The 17,636-nt window shown below is 71.0% G+C and carries 16 protein-coding genes; 8 read left to right on the top strand and 8 right to left on the bottom strand.

Annotation, left to right across the window (positions count from 1 at the left end; genetic code table 11):
* The first annotated feature begins 3 nt into the window (after nucleotides 1-3).
* The 3 genes from HW837_RS31255 to HW837_RS31245 all read left to right on the top strand — a co-directional run bounded on the left by HW837_RS31255 (nucleotide 4) and on the right by HW837_RS31245 (nucleotide 2,929).
* Nucleotides 4-792 (top strand): DUF5707 domain-containing protein, encoded by a 789-nt coding sequence (locus tag HW837_RS31255; protein WP_196789338.1) that lies wholly within the window; start codon nucleotides 4-6, stop codon nucleotides 790-792.
* Between the two features lie 176 nt (nucleotides 793-968).
* Nucleotides 969-1,892, top strand: a complete 924-nt coding sequence (locus tag HW837_RS31250) for a hypothetical protein (RefSeq protein WP_045556046.1) — start codon at nucleotides 969-971, stop codon at nucleotides 1,890-1,892.
* A 188-nt stretch (nucleotides 1,893-2,080) separates the two neighbouring features.
* Nucleotides 2,081-2,929 carry a hypothetical protein gene (locus tag HW837_RS31245; protein WP_045556047.1) on the top strand — a complete coding sequence of 283 codons (849 nt, stop codon included), beginning with the start codon at nucleotides 2,081-2,083 and terminating at the stop codon, nucleotides 2,927-2,929.
* A gap of 86 nt (nucleotides 2,930-3,015) precedes the next feature.
* On the opposite strand, the gene HW837_RS31240 is transcribed toward HW837_RS31245, so the two are convergent.
* The 3 genes from HW837_RS31240 to HW837_RS31230 all read right to left on the bottom strand — a co-directional run bounded on the left by HW837_RS31240 (nucleotide 3,016) and on the right by HW837_RS31230 (nucleotide 6,563).
* Nucleotides 3,016-3,570 (bottom strand): hypothetical protein, encoded by a 555-nt coding sequence (locus tag HW837_RS31240; protein WP_045556048.1) that lies wholly within the window; start codon nucleotides 3,568-3,570, stop codon nucleotides 3,016-3,018.
* A gap of 78 nt (nucleotides 3,571-3,648) precedes the next feature.
* Nucleotides 3,649-6,057, bottom strand: a complete 2,409-nt coding sequence (locus HW837_RS31235; protein ID WP_193380407.1) for an HAD-IC family P-type ATPase — start codon at nucleotides 6,055-6,057, stop codon at nucleotides 3,649-3,651.
* A gap of 164 nt (nucleotides 6,058-6,221) precedes the next feature.
* A complete protein-coding gene (locus HW837_RS31230; protein ID WP_193382460.1) occupies nucleotides 6,222-6,563 on the bottom strand; it encodes a DUF2530 domain-containing protein in 342 nt (113 codons plus the stop codon).
* 156 nt (nucleotides 6,564-6,719) lie between these two features.
* Between HW837_RS31230 and HW837_RS31225 the strand changes: the two genes are divergently transcribed.
* Nucleotides 6,720-8,135, top strand: coding sequence for an NCS2 family permease (locus HW837_RS31225; protein ID WP_060884251.1), 1,416 nt, complete (start codon nucleotides 6,720-6,722; stop codon nucleotides 8,133-8,135).
* Here HW837_RS31225 and HW837_RS31220 read toward each other — a convergent pair.
* On the bottom strand, nucleotides 8,128-8,310 hold the full coding sequence (locus HW837_RS31220) for a hypothetical protein (RefSeq protein ID WP_045556385.1): 183 nt from the start codon (nucleotides 8,308-8,310) through the stop codon (nucleotides 8,128-8,130). The genes HW837_RS31225 and HW837_RS31220 overlap by 8 nt on opposite strands.
* A 165-nt stretch (nucleotides 8,311-8,475) precedes the next feature.
* Between HW837_RS31220 and HW837_RS31215 the strand changes: the two genes are divergently transcribed.
* The 3 genes from HW837_RS31215 to thpR all read left to right on the top strand — a co-directional run bounded on the left by HW837_RS31215 (nucleotide 8,476) and on the right by thpR (nucleotide 11,849).
* On the top strand, nucleotides 8,476-8,913 hold the full coding sequence (locus HW837_RS31215) for a MarR family winged helix-turn-helix transcriptional regulator (RefSeq protein ID WP_045556052.1): 438 nt from the start codon (nucleotides 8,476-8,478) through the stop codon (nucleotides 8,911-8,913).
* Nucleotides 8,914-9,744: 831 nt separating this feature from the next.
* Nucleotides 9,745-11,037: an MFS transporter gene (locus HW837_RS31210; protein WP_193382469.1), complete on the top strand. Its 1,293-nt coding sequence runs from the start codon at nucleotides 9,745-9,747 to the stop codon at nucleotides 11,035-11,037.
* 239 nt (nucleotides 11,038-11,276) lie between these two features.
* Nucleotides 11,277-11,849, top strand: coding sequence for an RNA 2',3'-cyclic phosphodiesterase (gene thpR, locus HW837_RS31205; RefSeq protein ID WP_045556387.1), 573 nt, complete (start codon nucleotides 11,277-11,279; stop codon nucleotides 11,847-11,849).
* Nucleotides 11,850-12,133: 284 nt separating this feature from the next.
* Here the strand turns inward: thpR and HW837_RS31200 are convergent, their stop codons facing one another.
* The 3 genes from HW837_RS31200 to HW837_RS31190 form a co-directional block, all read right to left on the bottom strand.
* On the bottom strand, nucleotides 12,134-13,126 hold the full coding sequence (locus HW837_RS31200; protein ID WP_045556053.1) for an aldo/keto reductase: 993 nt from the start codon (nucleotides 13,124-13,126) through the stop codon (nucleotides 12,134-12,136).
* 88 nt (nucleotides 13,127-13,214) lie between these two features.
* Complete coding sequence (locus tag HW837_RS31195) at nucleotides 13,215-14,546, bottom strand: MFS transporter (protein WP_045556054.1); 1,332 nt, start codon at nucleotides 14,544-14,546, stop codon at nucleotides 13,215-13,217.
* 95 nt (nucleotides 14,547-14,641) lie between these two features.
* Entirely contained in the window at nucleotides 14,642-15,331 is a 690-nt protein-coding gene (locus HW837_RS31190) for an SGNH/GDSL hydrolase family protein (protein WP_045556055.1), read from the bottom strand.
* Nucleotides 15,332-15,558: 227 nt separating this feature from the next.
* On the opposite strand from HW837_RS31190, the gene HW837_RS31185 reads away from it, so the two are divergent.
* Nucleotides 15,559-16,617 (top strand): WD40 repeat domain-containing protein, encoded by a 1,059-nt coding sequence (locus HW837_RS31185; RefSeq protein ID WP_237270455.1) that lies wholly within the window; start codon nucleotides 15,559-15,561, stop codon nucleotides 16,615-16,617.
* 109 nt (nucleotides 16,618-16,726) lie between these two features.
* Here the strand turns inward: HW837_RS31185 and HW837_RS31180 are convergent, their stop codons facing one another.
* Nucleotides 16,727-17,551 carry a TetR/AcrR family transcriptional regulator gene (locus HW837_RS31180; RefSeq protein WP_093789832.1) on the bottom strand — a complete coding sequence of 275 codons (825 nt, stop codon included), beginning with the start codon at nucleotides 17,549-17,551 and terminating at the stop codon, nucleotides 16,727-16,729.
* Between the last annotated feature and the right edge of the window lie 85 nt (nucleotides 17,552-17,636).

Raw genomic sequence — 17,636 nt, 5'->3', positions numbered from 1 at the left:
ACATTGCACAAGCGTGCCATCGTGGGTGCCGTCACCGGCGCCCTGGCCCTGACCGCCTTCGTCGCCCCGGCCGCGCAGGCCGCTCCGACCGCCGGGGACACGAAGATCTCCAACGTCGTGGTCAACGGCGGTAAGCCGGTCGTCGTCGGCGTCGGCAAGAAGACCTTCTCGGTCTCCTTCAACGCCTCGGACAACTCGGGCATCAGCCTGAAGGACGTCACCGTGGTCCTGTACCACGGCGCGAGCCTGGACACGGCGGACAGCGGTGCCGTCGCCAACGGCAACGACGAGAGCCTCGCCACCTGCAAGAAGGTCAACGCGACCACGGCCTCCTGCAAGGCGAGCTTCACCGTCGAGACGCAGGCGAACCTGATCAACTCCGTGGCCGGCACCTGGAAGGTCTGGGCGCTCGCCGCGGCCAAGGACTTCGACTACGTCGAGAAGGACCCGGCCAAGACCTTCAAGATCCAGCGCCAGACCAAGCTCGCCGGCGCGAACGCCTCTCCGGAGCCGGTCAAGAAGGGCGCGACCATCACGGTCACCAGCAGCCTGACCCGCGCGAACTGGGACACCGAGAAGTTCCCGGCGTACGGCGGTCAGGCCGCGAAGCTGCAGTTCAAGAAGGCGGGCACGTCCGCGTACAAGGACGTCAAGACGGTCAAGTCGTCCTCCACGGGCGCCCTGAAGACCACCGTCAAGGCGACCGCCGACGGCTCCTACCGCTACGTCTTCGCGGGCAGCTCCGGCACGGCGGCCGTGACGTCGGCCGGCGACGCCATCGACGTGAAGTAAGCGACGAGCCCCTGGCTCACCCTCCCGCCCGGCAGTGGTCCGCGGCGGGAGACAGGGGACGCGCCGGACCCACCGGCGCGTCCCCTGCCGCACAGACCACGCGGGTCGACAGAACCGCCATCGCCGGGGCCCGTACGACGATCATCGTCGGGCCCCACCTTCCACCGGGGGAACACATGCGTGTCCGAACCACCGCGGTCGCCGTTTCCGGCGTTCTCGCGCTCTCCGCCTTCGCCGCCCCGACCGTGTACGCCGCGGACGACTCGTCGAACGGCATCGCCACCTCGCCGCAGTGGGCGGCGGTCACCGCCGGCGCCGGGCCGTCCGCGTTCGGCGCGGCCACCACCGCCGACGCGACGGCGGGCCCCGACGTCTCCTTCTCCGGCATGAAGGTGAACGGCGGCAAGCCGATCGTCGTCGGCGCCAGCAAGAAGCGCTCGGTGTCGGTCACCTACAAGCTCACGCACGCCGCGGACGTGGACATCGCCGACGGGGACTTCGCCAACGGGCCTTTCCTCTACCTCAAGTCGGTGCCCGCCTCGGTGGAAGACACACTGAACAACCCGGTGCTCTTCGGCGACGAGGCGGCGTCCTGCACGGCCACGTCCGCGACCACCGCCGACTGCAAGGCGCTCATCGACATCAGGCCGGCCGACGGTGAACTCGTCAACACGTACGCCAAGACCTGGAAGGCCGGCGGCCTGGCCATCCAGTTCGACGAGAACTCCGCGGACATGGGCGAGACCTGGCAGGGCGGCCTCGGCACCGTCAAGCTGCAGCGCGAGGCGCGGCTCACCGGCGCCAACGCGGCCCCCGAGCCTGTCAAGAAGGGCAAGACCCTCACGGTCACCAGCAAGCTGACCCGCGCCAACTGGGAGACCAACAAGTTCCCGGCGTACGGCGGTCAGGCCGTGAAGCTCCAGTTCAAGAAGAAGGGCACGTCCGTCTACAAGGACGTCAAGACGGTCAAGTCGTCCTCCACGGGCGCCCTGAAGACCACCGTCAAGGCGACCGTCGACGGCACGTACCGCTATGTCTTCGCGGGCACCTCGACCACGGCGGCCGTGACGTCGGCGGCCGACGCCGTCGATGTGAAGTAGGCCGCGGGCGGCGGTAGGACGTGTGGGCGCCGGCCCCGGGGTTGCCCCGGGGCCGGCGCTCTTTGCGTAAGGCCGGAGTCGGACTTTCGTAAGAAGTGGACGAAGAGTCCCGTATGTGGTGGGAACGCATGTTCAGATCAGGCGGGCCGACTGGCCCCACGATCAACTCTTCTCCACTTGGGGAACACATGCGCACAAAAGCCACTGTGGCCGCCGTTGTCGGCGCCCTGGCCTGTTCCGCCCTCGGGATGCCCGCCGCACAGGCGGCCGACGCGGCAGCGACGAGCGGTACGCCGTACACGCTGAACGTCAGCTTCTCGAACTTCAAGATCGCCAAGTCTGTCAAGGTCGGCGTCGGCGGCACCGTCAGCACCCCGGTGTCGTTCACGCTGACGCACGGGTCGGACGTCAAGGTCACCGCCGGGGACTTCTTCGCCGAACCCTTCCTCTACCACGGCACCTTCGGCGACGACAGCACCCCGCAGCTCTTCGGCGACGACTTCGCCACCTGCAAGGTCACCACCACGACCACCGAGAGCTGTACGGGCACCATCGAGATCCGGCCGGGCGAGGGCGACCTGCTCAACTCGCAGGCCGGGACCTGGAAGGCGGGCGCCGACGCCATCGCCTTCAACGGCCAGGACCCCACCGGCGGCCAGATCGACTACGGCAAGGTCGGCTACAAGGAGCAGGGCGGGCTGGCCTCCACCCTCGTCCAGCGCCTCGCGAAGCTGACCGTGAACGCCGGGCCGGAGCCCGTCACCAAGGGCCGGACCGTCACCGCGACCGGCAAGCTCACCCGCGCCGACTGGCAGAGCCACACCTACAAGGCCTTCGCCAAGCAGCCGGTGAAGCTCCAGTTCCGCAAGGCGGGCACCAGCACGTACACCACGGTCAAGACGGTCTACTCGGACGCCTACGGCAATGTGAAGGCCACCGGCACCGCCACGTACGACGGTTACTGGCGCTTCAGCTACGCCGGCGTCACCACGACGGCCCCGGTCAACGCGACGGGCGACTACGTCGACGTGAAGTAGTACGGGAGGCGTGGCTCTGGTGAGGGGTGTCGTGGTCGGTCGTCGGCCCCGGCACCCTCACCGCCGTGGCACCCCTCGCCGCACGGTCAGAGCGCCGGGAAGAGCAGGGCGAAGAACAGGCACAGCAGGACGGCCCAGAAGAGCGCGGCCGCCAGCGACACGAGCAGGGAACTGCGCCACCTCAGCACCAGGAACGGGAAGAGCACCAGCGCCGCCCAGTGGCCGGCCACGTCGATGGAGATCCGGGCCGCGTCGCCGAGGGTGCCCGCGCGGCCGGTGGCGATGTGGCGCAGCAGCCGCTGCGAGGCGAAGCCGTACAGGCCGAAGACGACCGGGAAGAACCACAGCGGGGTGATCGAGACCAGCTCGGACTCGGAGAACTCGTCGAACATGACCAGGTAGACGAGCCCGGCGGCGAGGAGACCCCCGATCAGCGTGGTCACGTAGAGGGCGGTCAGCGCGGGCGGCTCGGCGGTGCCGGCCGGGACGGGCACCGGCGAGGCGTAGGGGACGTCGGGCGAGGGCACCCGGGTCACCCGGTGACAGTGGGGGCAGCGGACGTCCTGCCCGACGCGATCGGCCGGGGCCGCGATCAGATGCCCGCACGGGGCGTGGAACTCCACCGGCTGATCCGGGTTCATGTGGCGCGTCTCCCCTTCGCGACGAGGTCGGTCAGAGGCGAGGACGCCGGGCGGCCGGGTCCGGTTTCCCGTCTGGCCCTACGCGGGGAAGCGCCGGTCCACCCACCGCCACAGGAACTCCAGGACGGCCCCGGCCCCGGCCGCGACGGCGACCGCCGTCCACGGCATCGTCGTGCCGACCAGGCGCAGCGCGAAGAAGTCCTGGAGCCAGGGGACGACGAGGACCAGCAGGAAGGAGGCGCCCATCGCGGCGACCAGGCCGAGGCGCCACCAGGTGTAGGGGCGGGCGATGATGGCCAGCACCCACATGGAGATCAGGAAGAGCGTGAGGGTGGCGGCGCTGGTCTCCGCCTCCAGCGCGCCGTCGCCCGTGTAGTGGTGGCGGGCGAGCAGATAGGTGGCGAAGGTCGCCACGGCGGCCAGGACGCCGCCCGGGATGGCGTAGCGCATCACCCGGCGGACGAAGTGGGGTTTCGCCCGTTCCTTGTTGGGGGCGAGGGCGAGGAAGAAGGCCGGGACGCCGATCGTCAGGGTGGAGAGCAGCGTCAGATGGCGGGGGAGGAAGGGGTACTCCACCTGCCAGCAGACGACCAGGACGGCGAGCAGCACCGAGTAGACCGTCTTGACCAGGAAGAGCGTCGCCACGCGGGTGATGTTGCCGATCACCCGGCGGCCCTCCGCGACCACCGACGGCAGTGTCGCGAAGCTGTTGTTCAGGAGGACGATCTGGGCCACCGCCTTCGTCGCCTCCGACCCCGAGCCCATCGCCACCCCGATGTCGGCGTCCTTGAGCGCCAGGACGTCGTTCACCCCGTCGCCGGTCATCGCGACCGTGTGGCCGTGCGACTGGAGCGCGCCGACCATGTCCCGCTTCTGCTGGGGGGTCACCCGGCCGAAGACGGTGCCCGAGTCGAGGGCCGTCGCCATCTCCGCGTGCTCGGCGGGCAGCCGGCGGGCGTCGACCACCTCGCCGGCCAGGCCGAGCTTTCCGGCGACCGCGCCGACTGACACCGCGTTGTCGCCGGAGATGACCTTCGCCCGGACGTCCTGCTCCTCGAAGTAGCGCAGGGTGTCGGCGGCGTCCGGGCGCAGCCGCTGTTCGAGGACGACGAGGGCGGTGGGGTGCGCGCCGGTCGCGACGTCGGGGTCGTCCAGTTCCCTGGTCACCCGGGCCAGCAGCAGGACCCGTAGCCCGTCCTCGTTCAGCCGTTCGGTCTCGGTGAGGGCCGGGTCGTCGTCGGGGAGCAGGACGTCGGGGGCGCCCAGCAGCCAGGTGCTGGACGCGCCGTCGCTCTCGCCGAAGGCCGCGCCGCTGTACTTGCGGGCCGAGGAAAAGGGCAGCGCCTGGGTGCAGCGCCAGTCGTCGCCGTCCGGGCAGGCGTCGATGATCGCCTGGAGCGAGGCGTTCGGCCGGGGGTCCGATCCGCCGAGGGCGCCCAGCACGCGGCGTACGTACGCCTCGTCCGCGCCGCCCAGGGGGCGCAGTTCGGTGACGTCCATGCCGCCCTCGGTGAGCGTGCCCGTCTTGTCCAGGCAGACGGTGTCGACGCGGGCGAGGCCCTCGATGGCCGGCAGTTCCTGCACCAGGCACTGCTTGCGGCCGAGACGGATCACGCCGATGGCGAAGGCGACGGAGGTGAGGAGGACGAGGCCCTCGGGGACCATCGGGACGATGCCGCCGACCGTGCGGGCGACGGAGTCCTTGAAGTCGTTCTCCTTCACGATCAGCTGGCTGATGATCAGACCGATCGCGGTCGGGACCATCATCCAGGTGACGTACTTGAGGATGGTGGAGATGCCGGAGCGCAGTTCGGAGTGGACGAGGGTGAAGCGGCTCGCCTCCTCCGCCAGCTGGGCCGCGTAGGCCTCCCGGCCGACCTTGGTCGCGGTGAACGCGCCGCCGCCCGCGACCACGAAACTGCCCGACATCACCTGGTCGCCGGGTTGTTTGACGACCGGGTCGGCCTCACCGGTGAGCAGTGACTCGTCGATCTCCAGGCCGTCGGTCTCGGCGCACTCCCCGTCGACGACGATCTTGTCGCCGGGCCCGATCTCGATCAGGTCCCCGAGGACGATCTCGGAGGTGCCGACCGGCGCGGCGACGCCGTCCCGCCGGACCGTCGGCCTCGCCTCGCCGATCACCGCGAGGGAGTCGAGGGTCTTCTTCGCCCGCCACTCCTGGACGATGCCGATGCCCGTGTTGGCCAGGATGACGAAGCCGAAGAGGCTGTCCTGGATGGGTGCGACGAAGAGCATGATCACCCAGAGGACGCCGATGATCGCGTTGAACCGGGTGAAGACGTTCGCCCGGACGATGTCCACCGTGGAGCGGCTGCTCCGTACGGGTACGTCGTTCACCTCGCCGCGGGCCACCCGCTCGGCCACCTCGGCGGCCGTCAGACCGCGCGCCCGCCTCGTGTCCGCAGGGGCCGGGGCGGTGGTGGGGTGCACAGGATCGAGGTCGGTGCCCGCGTCGATGTGCGTCATGCATTCGACGTTACGTGCGGATTTGGGGGTTCACCCACCGAGTGCGCGAAAGATCCGACCTGGGGAGGACGGGGAGGGGCGTGGTGTGGTGCCGTGGTCGTACGGGAGCGTCCGGCCTGCCGGACGACCGGGTGGGGGGCGGCTGTTCGGCGAGTGGAGGGCGTCTACTCGGCGGGTGCCGTGCCGGCGGCTTCGGTGTCCTCCCCGGTGGCCGCGCCGTCCTTGGCGGCCGCGTTCTCCTTGGCGGCCGCGTCCCGCTTGATGGCCGCGTCCCGCTTGATGGCCGCGTCCCGCTTGCGCACGAACCAGATGCCGTAGAGGCCGAGCCCGCCGCCCGCGAGGCAGGTCCAGATCCACCAGGTGCGCCCGTGGTCCTCGAACCAGCCGTAGAACGGGAGCTGGACGACGAAGAGAACGAACCACAGGATCGTGCCGCCGGTGATGGTCGCGACCACGGGCCCCTCCAGGGGCTCCGGCGCCTCGTGCTTGGGGGTCCACTTCGCCATGGGCACAGCTTACGAGGCGCGCGGGTCTACGCGCGGAGATGGCATTCGCCGGAATGTATGTTCATACTGAAACGGTTTCTGGCTGGCCACTTCTGTTCGTAGAAAACTCCAACAACGCCCCGGGCCCCGGGTGGTCTGTTGGGGATGAGGTCTCGCATGTCCCCGCAGGGCACCCTTGCCACCCTCGACCGCCATTTCCGGATCACGGAGCGCGGCAGCACGCTGTCGCGCGAGATCCGGGGCGGGTTCGCCACCTTCTTCGCGATGGCGTACATCATCGTGCTCAACCCGATCATCCTGAGCAGCGCGAAGGACATGTACGGGCACCAGCTGGACTACGGCCAGCTGGTCACCGCCACCGCGGTCACCGCCGCCTTCACCACTCTTCTCATGGGTGTCATCGGCAATGTGCCGATCGCGCTGGCGGCGGGGCTCGGTGTGAACACGGTCGTCGCCCTCCAGCTCGCGCCGCGCATGTCGTGGCCGGACGCGATGGGCATGGTGGTGCTGGCCGGTTTCGTCGTGATGCTGCTGGTCGCGACGGGACTGCGGGAACGCGTCATGAACGCCGTGCCACTGGGCCTGCGCAAGGGCATCTCCATCGGCATCGGCCTGTTCATCATGCTGATCGGGCTGGTCGACGCCGGCTTCGTCACCCGGATCCCGGACGCCGCGCACACGACCGTGCCGCTCCAGCTCGGCGCGGACGGGCATCTCAACGGCTGGCCGGTGCTCGTCTTCGTCCTCGGCGCGCTGCTGACGCTCGCGCTGATCGTGCGCAAGGTGCCGGGCGCGATCCTCATCTCGATCGTCGCGATGACGCTGCTCGCGGTGGTCGTCGAGGCCGTCGCCAAGCTGCCGGCCGGGTCCTGGGGTCTGACCACCCCGAAGTGGCCCGGCAACCCGGTCGCGACCCCCGACTTCGGGCTGCTCGGCGAGGTCAGTCTCTTCGGCGGCTTCGGCAAGGTGGGCCTGCTGACGGGCGTCCTCTTCGTCTTCACGGTGCTGCTGTCGTGCTTCTTCGACGCGATGGGCACGATCATGGGCGTCGGCGACGAGGCCAAGCTGACCGACGCGGACGGTCAGCTGCCGGGCATCAACAAGGTGCTCTTCGTCGACGGCATCGCCGTCGCGGCCGGTGGTGCCAGCTCCTCGTCCGCCACGACCTGCTTCGTGGAGTCCACGGCGGGTGTGGGCGAGGGGGCGCGCACCGGGTTCGCGAACGTGGTGACCGGCGCGCTGTTCGCGGTCGCGCTGTTCCTCACCCCGGTCGCCACGATGGTCCCCTCCCAGGCGGCCACTCCGGCGCTGCTCGCGGTCGGGTTCCTGATCCTCGCGAACTCCGTCCGCGAGATCGACTGGGCCGACTACACGATCGCGGTCCCGGCCTTCGTGACGATGGTGATGATGCCGTTCACCTACTCGATCACCAACGGCATCGGGATGGGCGTTATCACCTTCGTCGTGCTGCGCCTGGCCGCGGGGCGGGGTCGCGGGGTGCCGGTCGCGATGTACGTGGTGTCGGCGGTCTTCCTCTTCTACTACCTGATGCCGGCGCTGGGGCTCACGTGACCCCGTAGAACTTCTCCGTCTCGTCGACGGCGGTCTGGAACCGCTCGTCGAAGTCGTCCCGGATGAGCGTCCCGATCACGTAGTCCTGGACGCTCATTCCCCTTTTCGCCGCGTGGGTCCGGAGCCGGTCGAGCAGCTCCCCGTCTATCCGCAGGCTGAGCACAGTGGTCCCCATGTGTACGAGGGTCAGGCGCACTCTGGCCTGTCGTGTCATGTTCTGCGTACTAGTCACTCAAATGAGTGATCCAAGGGGCTGGACCGGCATGAGTGGCGGGGCTCACGGGCACGGCTGTGGCGTTCCGGTGGTCTTTAGGGAGGGTAATGAGTTAGGCTAAAGAACATGCCTGACCTGAACCATGGCGACGACGAGGCCGCTGTGAACGCCCTCCGTTCCGCCGTGATGCGCCTGTCCCGTCGGCTCAAGCATCAGCGGGTCGACGAGTCGCTGAGCCCGACCGAGATGTCGGTGCTCGGCACGCTCGCCCGCTGCGGTACGGCCACCCCCGGTGAGCTGGCCCGCAAGGAGCATGTGCAGCCGCCGTCGATGACCCGCATCGTCGCCCTGCTGGAGAGCAAGGGGCTGGTGAAGCTGGAGCCGCATCCGGAGGACCGGCGGCAGAAGGTGGTCACCCAGACCGAGCGGGCCGAGGCGATGTTGGAGGAGAGCCGGCGCAAGCGCAACGCGTTCCTCACGTCGCTGGTGGAGGGCCTCGACGAGGAGGAGTGGGCCGCGCTGCGGACCGCCGCGCCGGTGCTGGAGAAGCTCGCGCACCTCTGACCCGGGGCCCGGCCGCCGGGTGCGCCGCCGCCGTGGCGGCACGCCGGTCCGGCCGCCGGTGCGCCCCGGCATACAGCCTGTGCGCCGCCAGGGGGCGGGCATGGGTCGACCCGAAAACCAGCAGACAGAACAGGAGCGGTGAGGCTCACGCAACCCCAGGACGTACACGCGTTTCGCGCAAGGAGGCGAACCCCTTTGAGTACGGGCCCCGGAACACCTTCCGTCCCCGCACCCCCGCCCACCCACGAGCCCCCGCCCACCCCCACCGCCCCCAAGGCCCCACCGGATACCGCCGGCCCCCAGCACAGGAGCGAGCCGGCTCCGCCGGACATGGCCGGCCGAGAGACCGAGGTGTCGGCTTGCCTGCCGGTCACCACCGGCAGCCTGGACATGAGCGTCGCGGCGCTGAAGGTGGGCGTCGGCCGACCCGACGAGGGGGCGGCCGACCTGCCGGTCGGCGGCGGCCGAGCGGCCGAGGGGGCGACGGCCCGGTCGGACACCGACGGTCGGGCGCGTGTGCGGGAGCCCGGCGGTTCCGCGGCGGACACTCGCGAGCCGGGCGGTTCTTCCGCACCAGCACCGGCACCCGTACCGGCACCCGTCGCGTCCGGCGCTCCTGCCGCGGACGCTCCCGAGCACATCGGCGGCTCGGCGGCCGTTCCCGGGCCTCGTGGTTCTGGGGCGCAGGACCCCGCGGTCGGCGGTGCTCCGGTACAAGAGCCCGCGTCCGGTGGTTCTCCGGAGCGGATCCCCGCTTCCAGCGACGCTTCGGCGCAGGTGGCTGGACCCGGTGGGGCGGCGGCCGTGGGGGACGGTGGGGCCCGGGTCTCCATGTTCCGGTCGTTGCGGGTGCGGAACTACCGGCTGTTCTTCGTCGGGCAGGTCGTGTCGAACATCGGCACCTGGATGCAGCGGATCGCCCAGGACTGGCTGGTGCTGAGCCTGACCGGGTCGTCCACGGCCGTCGGTGTGACCATGGCGCTCCAGTTCCTGCCGATGCTGCTGTTCGGGCTCTACGGCGGTGTGCTCGTCGACCGGTTCCCCAAGCGGCGCCTGCTGTTCGTGACGCAGACGTCGATGGCGGTGACGGGCCTGGCGCTCGCCGCGCTGACGATCTCGGACCAGGTGCAGGTGTGGCACGTGTACGTGGCCGCCTTCGCCGTGGGCATGGCCACGGTCGTCGACAACCCGGCCCGGCAGTCGTTCGTCTCCGAGATGGTCGGCCCGGACCAGCTGCAGAACGCGGTCAGCCTCAATTCGGCGAACTTCCAGTCGGCCCGTCTCGTCGGCCCCGCCGTCGCCGGTGTGCTGATCACCACCGTCGGCACGGGCTGGGCCTTCCTCTACAACGGCCTCTCCTTCGTCGCCCCCATCGTCGGCCTGCTGCTGATGCGGACCCGCGAGCTGCACCCCGTCCGCACCGCCCCCCGCGCCAAGGGCCAGCTCCGCGAGGGCCTGCGCTATGTGGCCGGGCGCCCCGAGCTGCTGTGGCCCATCGTGCTCGTCGGCTTCATCGGCACCTTCGGCTTCAACTTCCCCGTCTGGCTCTCGGCCTACGCGGACGACGTGTTCCACGCGGACGCCGGCTCGTACAGCCTCTTCAACACGCTGATGGCGGTCGGCTCCGTCGCCGGCGCCCTGCTCGCGGCCCGCCGCGGCACCGCCCGGCTGCACGTCCTGATCGGCGGCGCGCTCGCCTTCGGCCTGCTGGAGATCGTGGCGGCGCTGGCCCCCGCGTACTGGATCTTCGCCCTGCTGATGGTGCCGATAGGGATGTTCGGCCTGACGGTGAACGTCACCGCCAACACGGCGATCCAGATGAACACCGACCCCGCGATGCGCGGCCGGGTCATGGCCCTCTACATGATGGTCTTCCTGGGCGGTACGCCGCTGGGCGCGCCGATCGCCGGCTGGGTCACCGACGCGTACGGCCCCCGGCTCGGCTTCGTCGCCGGCGGTGTCGTCGCCACGGTCGCCACGGTCGTCGTGGGTCTGGTCCTGCTCAGGGCCGGTGGGATGCGGCTGTCGGTGCGGTGGCACCACGGGCATCCCCGGCTCGGCTTCGTCCCCCGGCCGCGAGCCGCCGCGGACCAGGCGGATGTCGCCGTGACGCGGGCGGCCTAGGGCCCTTCTGATGGATCTCCGCGGCGTCGCGGCGTTCGGCACGCACGCTCGCCGCACGCCGCGAAGGGCCAGGTGGCTCCGCCACAAGACCCTCCACGCCGCACGCCGAGCGCACGCTCCCCCACTCTCGGCTCCGCTCGAGCGGGAGGGACCCCCACGACGCCGCTCCTTCTCCCACGGAGATCCATCAGAAGGGCCCTAGGGCTGGAAGGGTGGCGGCCATGAGTACGACGAGTACCGTGCGGCTTTTCGCCGCGGTGTTGCCGCCCCCTGAGGTCGTCGAGGAACTCGGCCTGGTGGTCGGGGAGTTGAAGCGGCTGGCCGACGCGGACCGGTTGCGGTGGACCGCGCCGCCCGGCTGGCACTTCACGCTCGCCTTCTACGGGGAGGTCGAGGAGGACGTCGTACCGGAGCTGTCGCGGCGGCTGGAGCGGGCCGCGGGCCGGAGCGAGCCGTTCCGGCTGGCGGTGCGCGGCGGCGGGCGGTTCGGGCGCGGGCGGGCCCTGTGGGCGGGAGCCGAGGGGGACGTCCGCGCGCTGCGGATGCTGGCCGACCGGGCGGAGGCGGCGGGGCGGAAGGCCGGGGTGCCGATGGGGGAGCACCGCCGGTACACGCCCCATCTGACGGTGGCCCGCAGCCGGGCGGACATCGACGTACGGCCGCACGTCGCCGTGCTCGACGCCTTCGCGGGGAGTTCGTGGACGGTGTCCGACCTGGCGTTGGTGCGCAGCCGTCTGCCGGCCTCCGGGGTGGCGGGCGAGCAGCCGCGGTACGAGGCGGTGGCGCGGTGGGGGCTCGGGGCGGCCGGATGACCGTTCGGGCCGCCGGTTAGGCTCGGGGTGTGGACCCGAAGACCCGTAACCGGATCATGGCCGGTGTGCTCGTGCTGATGTTCGCGGTGGTGGCTGTCGCGGCGGCGCTCGGCAGGTGACCGTCGCGTCCCGGCGTGCGTGCGCGTCCGGGAGCCGTCGCGGAGCCGTCCGAAGCCCTCCGGGAGCCGTCGGGGAACCGCCGACCGGGCCGGCGTGCGGCACGGTGGAGCTGGTCGCGCGGTTCCCCGTGCCCCTGGTGCTCAGTGCTCAGGGGCGGCCGGCGGTCACCAGGCGAAGGCCTCCGGGGACGGGCCCGGACCCGGGAAGATCTCGTCCAGGGCGGTCAGGAGCTCCTCGCTCAGGGTCAGCTCGGACGCGCGGATCGCGGAGTCGAGCTGCTGGGCCGTACGGGGGCCGACGATCGGGCCGGTGACCCCGGGGCGGGTGAGGAGCCAGGCGAGGGCGGCCTCGCCCGGTTCGACGCCGTGCTTGTCGAGCAGGTCCTCGTACGCCTGGATCTGGGCGCGTACGGCGCTGTCGGCGAGGGCGTCGGCGGCCCGGCCGGAGGAGCGGCGACCGCCCTCGGCCTCCTTCCTGATCACGCCGCCGAGCAGCCCGCCGTGCAGCGGTGACCAGGGGATGACGCCGAGGCCGTACTCCTGCGCGGCCGGGATGACCTCCATCTCGGCGCGGCGCTCGGCGAGGTTGTAGAGGCACTGCTCGCTGACGAGGCCGATGGTGCCGCCGTGTCGGGCGGCGATCTCGTTGGCCTGGGCGATCTTGTAGCCGGGGAAGTTGGACGAGCCGGCGTACAGGATCTTGCCCTGCCGCACGAGTACGTCGACGGCCTGCCAGATCTCCTCGAAGGGCGTGGCGCGGTCGATGTGGTGGAACTGGTAGACGTCGATGTAGTCGGTCCGCAGCCGCTTCAGACTGGCGTCGACCGCCCGCCGGATGTTCAGCGCGGAGAGCTTGTCGTGGTTGGGCCAGGAGTCGGCCGAGGCCGCCATGTTGCCGTACACCTTGGTCGCGAGGACGACCTTGTCGCGGCGGTCGCCGCCCTGCGCGAACCAGTTCCCGATGATGCTCTCGGTACGGCCCTTGTTCTCGCCCCAGCCGTAGACGTTCGCCGTGTCGAAGAAGTTGATGCCCGCGTCCAGCGCCGCGTCCATGATCGCGTGGCTGTCGGCTTCGTCCGTCTGCGGACCGAAGTTCATCGTGCCGAGGACCAGTCGGCTGACCTTGAGGCCTGTGCGTCCGAGCTGTGTGTACTTCATGACTGTCCAGCCAAAACGGTGGAGTGCGCTCTAGGCAAGCGGGAGAGATGCCGACGCGCACGCTTGTCGCCCGACGGGCTCCGCGGTGTCAGCGGGGATCCGGGGCGCGAGGGCTCTCGGTCGCGGCGCTCCGTGAGGCGGGGGCGTCCGCGCGAGGCGTGCGGAGGAGCAACGGGGTCGTCAGGAGGAGCAGGCCCGCCGCGGCGATCGCGGTGCGGGGGGTGGTGGCGGCCGCGAGGAGGCCCCACAGGGCCGTCAGGGCGGCGATGGTGAGCTTGCCGGTGACGGACCAGGCGGTGAGGGTGCGGGCGACGCGGTCCGCCGGGGTCCGGGTGAGGCGCTCGGCGGCCAGCACGGGGTTGAAGACCGCGATGCAGGTGATCAGTCCGAACTCGACGACCATGACGAGCGCGAGGCCGGCCGGGCCCGCGCCGATGAACGCCAGCCCCAGCGGCCAGCACACCCGCAGCGTGCCGGCGACCCGGATCACCTTGTCCTGGCCGTGCCGGGCGACCAGACGGCGCGAGAGGCGCGAGCCGATCAGGCCGCCGACGCACGGGACGGCGAAGGCGAGGCCGTACTGCCAGGGCGCGAAGCCGAGTTGACCCACCATGAGGATCACCAGCAGCGGCGCCGGGGCCATGATCAGGGCGTTGACCAGGACGGAGTTGAGGAAGAGGGGGCGCAGGGACCGGTCGCGGAGGATGTACCGCCAGCCGTCGAGGAGATCCCCCGCGCGGAGGCGGGGTGTGATGCCCGTGGTCGGCGTCGGGGCCGGCGTCGTGGTCGGCTTCGTGACGGGGTCCGGTTGCGTCGAGCGGGTCGGACGGGTCGGGTGTGGCTCCTTGTCGCCGATCGCTCGGATGCCGATGGCCGAGAGGACGTAGCTGCCGGCGTCGACCAGCACGGTGACGACCGGGCCGAAGAGGCCCATCGCGGCGCCGCCGAGGGGCGGGCCGAGCATGGTCGTGGTCCAGGTCGTGGCCTCGAAGCGGCCGTTGGCGTCCACGAGGTGCTCCTGGGGGACCAGGAACTTCAGATACGCGCCGCTCGCCGCGGTGAAGGTGATGTCGGCCACCGCGACGACCATGGAGACCAGGAGGAGTTGGGGGAAGGTGAGCAGGTCGAGGGCGTAGGCGACGGGTACGGACAGCAGGGTCGCGCAGCGGACCAGGTCCATCGTGATCATCACCGGACGCTTGCGGCGGAACTCCACCCAGGGGCCGAGCGGTACGGCCACGGCCGCGCCCACCGCGAGCCCGGTGGCCGCCAGCGCCGAGACCTCCGTGGGGCCGACGTGCAGGACCAGCACCGCGATCAGGGGGAGCGCGTCGAACGACAGCCGGGTCCCGAACGCGCTGACCGTGTACGCCGCCCACAGCCACCGGAACTCCCGCGCCAGCCCCTCGCCCCGCGTCATCCGCCCCGCCCCGCATCCCTCGCCGCCGCGTCCGACCGGGACATCCAAGCGAGCGCGGGGCGACGGATCAAGCGGGGGTGCCGGAGTACGACGGCTCAGGAGTACGGCAGTTCGTACGGTCCTCCCAGGTCCCATGCCTCGTGCATCGCGTTCGTGAAGGTCGCCGCGATCTTGTGTTCGCCGGAGGCGTTGGGGTGGGTGCCGTCGTAGGTGTCCCGGTGGATGTCGTACGACGGGGGCGGGGACGCCAGCAGGAGGGGTGAGCGGGGTTCGTCGAGGTCGGCGGCCGTCTTGGCGAGGAGTTCGTTGAAGCGGGCGACCTCGGCGGCGAACGGGGCGTCGGACTCGGCGCGGACGTTCGGGGTGACCGGCAGGAGGACCATGCGGATGTGCGGGGCTGCCTCGCGGGCGGCCTCGACGAAGCGGCGGGTGTTCTCGGCGGTCTGCTCGGCGTTGGTGTAGAAGCCCAGGTCGATGAGGCCGAGGGAGACGAGGAGGACGTCGGCCCGGTGGGTGCGGACCGCGTCGGCGATCAGCGGGGCCATGTGGAGCCAGCCCTCGCCCCAGCCCGCGAGGTGGGCGCGGGGGAAACGCGGGTCGGTGTCGGCGTACTCGTACGACGTCGGGGCGTCCGTCGCCTTGTCGTAGAGCGTCTCGCGCGGCCCGACGATCCCGAAGGGGCCGTCGTACGTCGCGCGCAGGTGCTGCCAGAAGCGGTAGCGCCATGTGTGTTCGCCGGCGCTGCCGATCGTCATGGAGTCGCCTACGGGCATGAACCTGAGCATCCGCTCATCATGAACGATGGCTACCGACGGGTACGACCTCTGGCGAAGAACAACCCTGTGAACCCCGCCACGTGGCCCCTGGAGGATCAAGGGGCGCAGCCCCGGCTCCTCCAGGGGCGCGGGGAACTGCGCGAGAAGCCCCACCGGGCCCGCACCCGACAACGCACCCGTCCCCCCACGACGCTCCCCCACCCCACCCAGCGGAGCGAGATGGCAGGCTTGGCCCCATGCGCCGTCGCCCCCTCAACCGCCCGCACCCCCTCCGCCGGGTCCGCCCGTTCCGCCGGTTCCTCGCGGCCCGCACCGGTCTCGCGGGTCTCGCCGCGCTCCTGCTCGCCGCCCTCCCGGCCGCGCCCGCGGTCGCCGACGACGACGGGTTCACGATGCAGGACTCGCGGATCACCGAGTCGAGCGGTCTCGCCGCGTCCCGGCAGCACCCGGGGGTCTACTGGACCCACAACGACAGCGACGACGGGGCGTTCCTCTACGCCGTCGACAGCAGGACGGGCAAGACGGTCGCCACGGTCACGATGACGGGCGTCGGCACCCCGAGGGACGTCGAGGCGATCTCGATGGGCCCCGGCGACAAGCTCTACGTCGGTGACATCGGTGACAACCTCGGCGGCACCTGGGCGTATGTGTGGATCTACGAGCTGCCGGAGCCGAAGGAGCTGAAGGACCAGACGCTCAAGGCCACGCAGTACGTCGTGAAGTACGAGGACGGGGCGCGGGACGCGGAGGCGCTGATGGTGCATCCGAAGACCGGGCGGGTCTACATCGCCGACAAGAACGAGGCGGGCGGATCGCTGTACGAGGGCCCGGCGGAGCTGTCGTCCTCCGGCACCAATGTGTTCAAGAAGGTCGCGTCCGTCCCCGATCTGGAGGTCACGGACGGCGCGTTCTCGCCGGACGGCAAGCAGCTCGCCCTGCGCGCGTACTTCGGCGGCATCCTCTACGACTGGAACGGCGGCAAGATCAAGAAGGTCGAGCGGCTGAGCGTGCCCCTGCAACGGCAGGGGGAGTCGGTGACCTTCCGTACCGACGGCTCGAAGATCATGTACGGCAGTGAGGGGTCCGGCAGCTCGGTCGTCGCGCGGGACGTGCCCGGCGGCGGCTCCGGGAGCGACGGCTCCGGCTCGTCCTCCTCCGACGGGGGCGGTTCCGGCACGACCACCGCCGACGGCGAGGGCGACGGCTCGACCCTGAAGGTCGGCGCGCTCGCCGTGGCCGGCGCGGTCGCCGTCGTATGGGGCTTCCGCCGCCTGCTCCGCCGCCCGTCGTCCTGAGCGACGACCATCGGCGGCCGTGACGTTCGTATCCGCCCGCCGCCCGCCGCCCGCCGGCCGCCGCCTCCTGTCCTCTATCCGCGCAACGCTGCCCGCCCGTCGCCCGTCGCTAGTCGCGAGCCTGCGTCGCCGCCTCCTCGCGTCGCCGCGTGACGAACGCCTCCAGCCCGTCCAGGAGGCGCTGTAGCCCGAACTCGAAGTGGTCGAAGTCCGAGGAGAAGGTGTCCTCGGAGAGGCCCGCGAGGACGGGGTAGCGGCCGGAGAGCATCAGCTCTTCGAGGACGGGTGCCTGGGCCTGCCAGAACTCCGCGTCGGTGAGGCCGGTGCGGTGTTCCGCCTCCTGCGCGTACAGCTGGGTGCGGGCGGCGCCGACGACATAGCCGTCCACGGCGGCGATCGCGGAGACCAGTTCGGGGTCGGTCAGCCCCGTGGAATTGATGCGGGCGAGCACCTTCTCCATGCCGTCCAGCGCGCTCGGCCCGAGGACCGGGCGGGACTGGTTGACCTGGAGCAGCCAGGGATGGCGGCGGTACAGGGCCAGGGTGGCGCGGCCCATGGCCTCCAGGGCCGAGCGCCAGCTGCCGTCGCCGAGGTCGGCGGGGTTCTCCGAAGGCCGCTGGACGCGGTCGAGCATCAGGTCGAGCAGTTCGCCCTTGCCGGGGAGGTAGCGGTACAGGGACATGGTCCCGGTGCCGAGTTCGGTGGCGACCCGGCGCATGGAGAGGGCGTGCAGCCCCTCCGTGTCGGCGACCCGCACGGCCGCCTCCACGATCCGGTCCAGCGTGAGCCCCGGCTTGGGGCCGCGGCTGGGGCGCGGGCCGGTGTCCCAGAGCAGTTGCTGGGTGCGGACGATGTCGCCGCTGCCGCTGGTCTCCGTACCGCCCGCGGTGCTGCCGGCCGCACCGCCCGCCGTACCGCTCTTGCCCCTTGTCATGCGCCCGAGTTTAGGTCCTCGCGAAAAAACTGGGTACGTCGTACGCGAAATCGGGTACGGTGTACCCAGTTCTTGACGGAAGTCT

The organism is Streptomyces caniscabiei, assembly GCF_014930365.1.
GTDB lineage: Bacteria > Actinomycetota > Actinomycetes > Streptomycetales > Streptomycetaceae > Streptomyces > Streptomyces caniscabiei.
Note: the sequence above shows the minus strand (reverse complement) of the source record. Positions and strands in the feature narration are given on the sequence as shown.